Consider the following 5,288-nt stretch of genomic DNA (forward strand, 5'->3'; position numbering starts at 1 on the left):
CAAAGCTTGCAACTGCGTTTTTATGAATAACTATTTTATAACCTAAGTTATAAGCATCAACAGCCGTGTGTAAAATGCAAATATCAGTACAAACACCAATTAAATGAATTTCAGTTATATGTCTTTCGCGTAAGCGAAGATCGAGATCTGTGCCACAAAATGCTGAGTAGTGGCGTTTGTTGATCCAATAAATATTGGCTGAATTTCGCTGTTTTTGATAGATTTGCTGTAAATTACCGAATAATTGTTGTCCAACTGTTCCGACAATATTATGAGGTGGGAAGAGTGAATTTTCAGGATGATATGTATCTGAAGGTTCATGGGCATCAATAGCAAAAACGACAAACTGATTATTTTTAATAAATGATTCAGTTATATTTAATATTTCGGGCTCAATTTGTTGACCCACAGAACCAGTAGTTAACGCACCATCGTCAGCAATGAAGTCATTAGTGTAGTCAATTGAAATTAAAGCTTTCATATCAAGTTAATAATATCTAAATCATACTAAAGCTTAGTAATAAATATTTGATATGACAAGTTTTAAATGAATCATTTTCCGATTTCATCTAAAGAAAAAGATTTTAATTTTATTATCTTATTGAATTTAAAGTAATTTACAAAAGAATCTATAAAGTAAAATTATTATTATCAATCAAGTATAAATAAATTAAATAGTGATTATTTTAAAACATGGGCTTTATCCCCTGATAAATTGCTCTATAATAATTGCTATTTTTGACAATTGCACACAGGATATATTTAATGAGAACAATTTATTGCGGACAACTAAACGCAAATTATATTAATCAAGACGTCACATTATGTGGATGGGTCAATAAACGCCGTGATTTAGGTGGAATGATTTTTATTGATATGCGTGATCGTGAAGGAATTGTGCAAGTTTTTTTTGATCCTGATTATCAACAAGCATATCAATTAGCAGGCGAGTTACGTAATGAATTTTGTATCCAAATTAAAGGCAAGGTAAGAGCAAGACCAGAAGGGCAAATTAATAAAGATATGGCGACAGGTGAGGTTGAAATTTTAGCCACCGAGTTGACTATATTTAACCGTAGTGATGTTTTACCGCTTGATTTCAATCAAAACAACAGTGAAGAACAACGTTTAAAATATCGTTATATTGATTTGCGTCGCCCTGAAATGGCAACGATTTTTAAAACTCGGGCAAAAATTACCGCTTTTGTTCGCTCATTTATGAATGAACATGGCTTTTTAGATATCGAAACACCGATGTTGACTAAAGCAACACCTGAAGGCGCTCGTGATTATTTGGTGCCAAGCAGAATTCATAAAGGTGAGTTTTACGCACTACCGCAATCACCACAACTATTTAAGCAATTATTAATGATGTCAGGATTTGATCGATATTATCAAATTGTAAAATGTTTTCGTGATGAAGACTTACGTGCCGATCGTCAACCTGAATTTACCCAAATTGACGTTGAAACATCGTTTATGACAGCCGAACAAGTGCGTGATGTTATGGAACAGATGATCCGTGAACTTTGGTTGCATGTAAAAAATGTGGATTTAGGAAAGTTCCCTATTATGACTTTTGCTGAAGCAATGCGTCGTTATGGTAGTGATAAACCCGATTTACGTAATCCCCTTGAAATTATTGATGTGGCTGATTTGGTTAAAGATGTCGATTTTAAAGTGTTTTCAACACCAGCTAATGATCCTAAAGGGCGTGTAGCTTTACTTTGTGTACCAAATGGTGCGCAATTAACTCGTAAACAACTTGATGAATATACACAATTCATTTCGGTTTATGGTGCTAAAGGTATGGCATGGATTAAGGTTAATGAACGTAGTAAAGGATTAGATGGTGTACAAAGCCCTGTGGCAAAATTCTTTAATGAATCGCAAATGGAAGCATTACTTAATCGCGCCAATGCTAAAGATGGTGATATTTTATTGTTTGGTGCTGATAGCTATAAAGTGGTGAGCGATGCACTAGGGGCATTACGTTTGAAAGTCGGTAAAGATTTAGCGTTAACCGATGAAAATAAATGGGCTGTACTTTGGGTGGTTGATTTCCCGATGTTTGAAGAAACCGATGAAGGGTTAAGTGCGATGCATCATCCATTTACGTCACCAAAAGATTATTCGCCAGAAGATCTTATTAAAAATCCTGAGAATGCGGTTGCTAATGCCTATGATATGGTCATTAATGGTTATGAAGTTGGAGGGGGATCTGTCCGTATTCACCGTAGTGAAATGCAACAGGCCGTTTTTTCAATTTTAGGTATTAACGAACATGATCAACGTGAGAAATTTGGGTTTTTACTTGATGCATTGAAATACGGTACGCCACCACATGCAGGATTAGCCTTCGGTTTAGATAGGTTAAGTATGTTATTAGCCGGAACGGATAATATTCGCGATGTGATAGCATTTCCTAAAACAACTGCGGCAACTTGTTTACTTACCGATGCGCCAAGCCCGGCAAATGCAGCAGCTTTGACTGAACTGGGTATTGAAGTAAGTAAAAAATAGTTATATTTGATGCAAAAATTTAAAAATCCTGAATCTGTTCTGGTAGTCATTTTCTGCCAGACAACAAAACGTTGCCTTATGTTACAACGCCAAGATGATCCCCATTTTTGGCAATCAGTAACAGGTAGTATGGAGACTCATGAATCGCCACAAGAAACAGCAATTCGTGAAGTTTTAGAAGAAACAGGTATTGATATTCTTGGTCAAAATCTTGAATTAATTGATGTAGAGCATATCGTTGAATTTGAAATTTTTCCACAATTTAGGCATCGATATGCGCCAGATGTTACGGTAAATAAAGAACATTGGTTTTATCTTCCTCTTATTGACGAGATAACGCCAATACTTACCGAACATTTAGCTTACCAATGGCTTAAGATTGATGATGCTACCAATCTTACTTTATCTCCCAATAACAGTGAAGCTATCGGTAACATTCATCGTTTGATTGAATCTAATTAAGGGGGGTAGGAAATGAAATCGTATTTATATGCTATTGTGTTATCCTTTTTATACTTTTTTGTATCAACTAGCCATGCAGATATAGACATAAAAAAATGTCAACCTAATCAAAATGATCATGTTATTTTTAATGATGATGATGATAAAATCGCTAAAAAAATCATTGATTATAAATTACATGATCAATCAGAAAAACACGAATATATTATTATTAAGATATTTGCTAATGAAAATCACGATGATCGCAATGATTGGATCGCTTCTTTTTTATTTGATGATAAATTTGAACAATATCTCCTTTACCAAGTTGATCAGAATCAATTTATTGATATCGATGAAAAACAATTTGACGCTTTATCATCTAAAATTATTGAATGTAATCAAGATAAACAAACGCCTATATATAGGAAGGTTTTGCCGTAGTTAGGCTATATAGTTAGGTTATGTAGTTAGACTGATAAATAAGTGAGTATTAAGGATTAAAAATATTCTGGGTTTAGTTAACTCAAGGTTAGTTAGTAATAGAGAGTCATAATAAATGAATTTTTCAAATTTTCGGGATTTTTTAGATTATCTTGAGCAACATGGCGAATTAAAGCGGATTTCGTTCCCTGTTAACCCTTATCTTGAAATGACCGAAATCGCTGATCGTGTTTTACGTAGTGAAGGCCCAGCTTTATTATTCGAAAACCCAATTGGTTATGATATGCCTGTTTTATGTAATTTGTTTGGTACAGCTAAACGTGTTGCGATGGGAATGGGGCGTGAAGATACCTCCGCTTTGCGTGAAATTGGTGAGCTATTGGCATTTTTGCGTGAGCCCGATCCACCAAAAGGGATACGGCAATTTTTTAATGTCTTGCCTAAATATAAACAAGTGTTAAATATGCCTGTTAAACGTCGTTCATCGGCGCCATGCCAAGAGATGGTTTTTAAAGATGATGATGTGGATTTGACCCGTTTACCTATTATGCATTGTTGGCCTGATGATGTGGCACCATTGCTGTCTTGGGGATTAACTATTACCAAAGGCCCTTATAAAGAACGGCAAAATGTGGGAATTTACCGTTTGCAATTATTAGGTAAAAATAAATTAATTATGCGCTGGCTTTCACATCGTGGCGGTGCACTTGATTTTGCTGAGTGGCAACAAGCGCATCCTAACGAGAGATTCCCTATTAGTGTCGCTATTGGTGCTGATCCCGCAACTATTTTAGGTGCAGTGACACCAGTGCCAGACACGTTACCCGAATATGCTTTTTCAGGATTATTGCGCGGTAGCCGAACAGAGGTCGTCAAATCGTTATCAAGTGATTTAGACGTTCCTGCCAGTGCCGAGATAATTCTTGAAGGTTATATTGATCCTAATGAGCTAGCATCAGAAGGACCCTATGGCGATCACACGGGTTATTATAATGAGGTGGAACAATTTGCTGTCTTTACGGTGACGCATTTAACTCACCGTAAAGACGCCATTTATCATTCAACTTATACAGGCAGGCCACCAGATGAGCCGGCGATAATGGGACTGGCGTTAAATGAAGTCTTTATTCCAATTTTACAAAAACAGTTTCCTGAAATTGTTGATTTTTATCTACCGCCTGAAGGATGTTCATATCGTATTGCGATTGTGACAATTAAAAAACAATATCCTGGCCATGCTAAAAGAATCATGATGGGAGTGTGGTCTTATCTGCGACAATTTATGTACACTAAATTTGTTATTGTCTGTGATGATGACATTAATGCCCGAGACTGGAAAGATGTGATGTGGGCGATTTCTACTCGCATGGATCCACAGCGTGATACGACTTTTATCGATAATACACCGATCGATTACTTAGACTTTGCTTCACCAGTTTCTGGATTAGGCTCTAAAATGGGATTGGATGCCACGAATAAATGGTCTGGTGAAACAAATCGAGAGTGGGGCAAAATCATTAAAAAAGATCCTAAAGTTATTGCTCGAATTGACGAAATCTGGAATGAACTTGGTTTATAGTATTATCGTTATCGCATTTTTTATTATGGTAAAGTTAAAAAACTCATTAGGTGTGATACAGAAGAATAGAATTGCAAAAGACAAAATGCGCATTAAAGAATTTATTCCTATAAATGAATAAACAGTATATTGAAGATAAAAATAATGCGCTAAATAATTTTCTTTTTAAAGATGGCAATAATATTGATATCGTTGTTCTATCCTAATCAAATTTTTTGTTATCGACCTTATGTGGCATGATGATTCAACTTTATTGATTAATAATGTTTTATTTTAAAAATAGTATAAATAAAATAACCCA

5 protein-coding genes are annotated in these 5,288 nt (G+C 35.2%); 4 read left to right on the plus strand and 1 reads right to left on the minus strand.

Annotated features, from left to right (window positions below):
- Window positions 1–481, minus strand: a 481-nt coding sequence (locus tag A9G30_RS00100) for a cysteine hydrolase family protein (RefSeq protein ID WP_065587684.1), incomplete at its 3' end; no start/stop codon positions are given.
- A 284-nt stretch (window positions 482–765) separates the two neighbouring features.
- Here A9G30_RS00100 and aspS point away from each other — a divergent pair.
- From aspS to ubiD, 4 genes are all read left to right on the plus strand, one after another.
- Window positions 766–2,523, plus strand: a complete 1,758-nt coding sequence (gene aspS, locus A9G30_RS00105; RefSeq protein WP_065587685.1) for an aspartate--tRNA ligase — start codon at window positions 766–768, stop codon at window positions 2,521–2,523.
- Window positions 2,524–2,532: 9 nt separating this feature from the next.
- Complete coding sequence (gene nudB / locus A9G30_RS00110) at window positions 2,533–2,985, plus strand: dihydroneopterin triphosphate diphosphatase (RefSeq protein ID WP_065587686.1); 453 nt, start codon at window positions 2,533–2,535, stop codon at window positions 2,983–2,985.
- 12 nt (window positions 2,986–2,997) lie between these two features.
- The gene (locus A9G30_RS00115; RefSeq protein ID WP_065587687.1) at window positions 2,998–3,408 is read left to right on the plus strand and encodes a hypothetical protein; all 411 of its coding nucleotides are present in this window, start codon (window positions 2,998–3,000) and stop codon (window positions 3,406–3,408) included.
- 115 nt (window positions 3,409–3,523) lie between these two features.
- Window positions 3,524–4,987: a 4-hydroxy-3-polyprenylbenzoate decarboxylase gene (gene ubiD, locus A9G30_RS00120; RefSeq protein WP_065587688.1), complete on the plus strand. Its 1,464-nt coding sequence runs from the start codon at window positions 3,524–3,526 to the stop codon at window positions 4,985–4,987.
- The last annotated feature ends 301 nt before the right edge of the window (window positions 4,988–5,288 follow it).

The sequence above is a fragment of the Gilliamella sp. Fer4-1 genome, from assembly GCF_001690515.1.
In the GTDB taxonomy this organism is placed as follows: Bacteria; Pseudomonadota; Gammaproteobacteria; order Enterobacterales; family Orbaceae; genus Gilliamella; species Gilliamella apicola_C.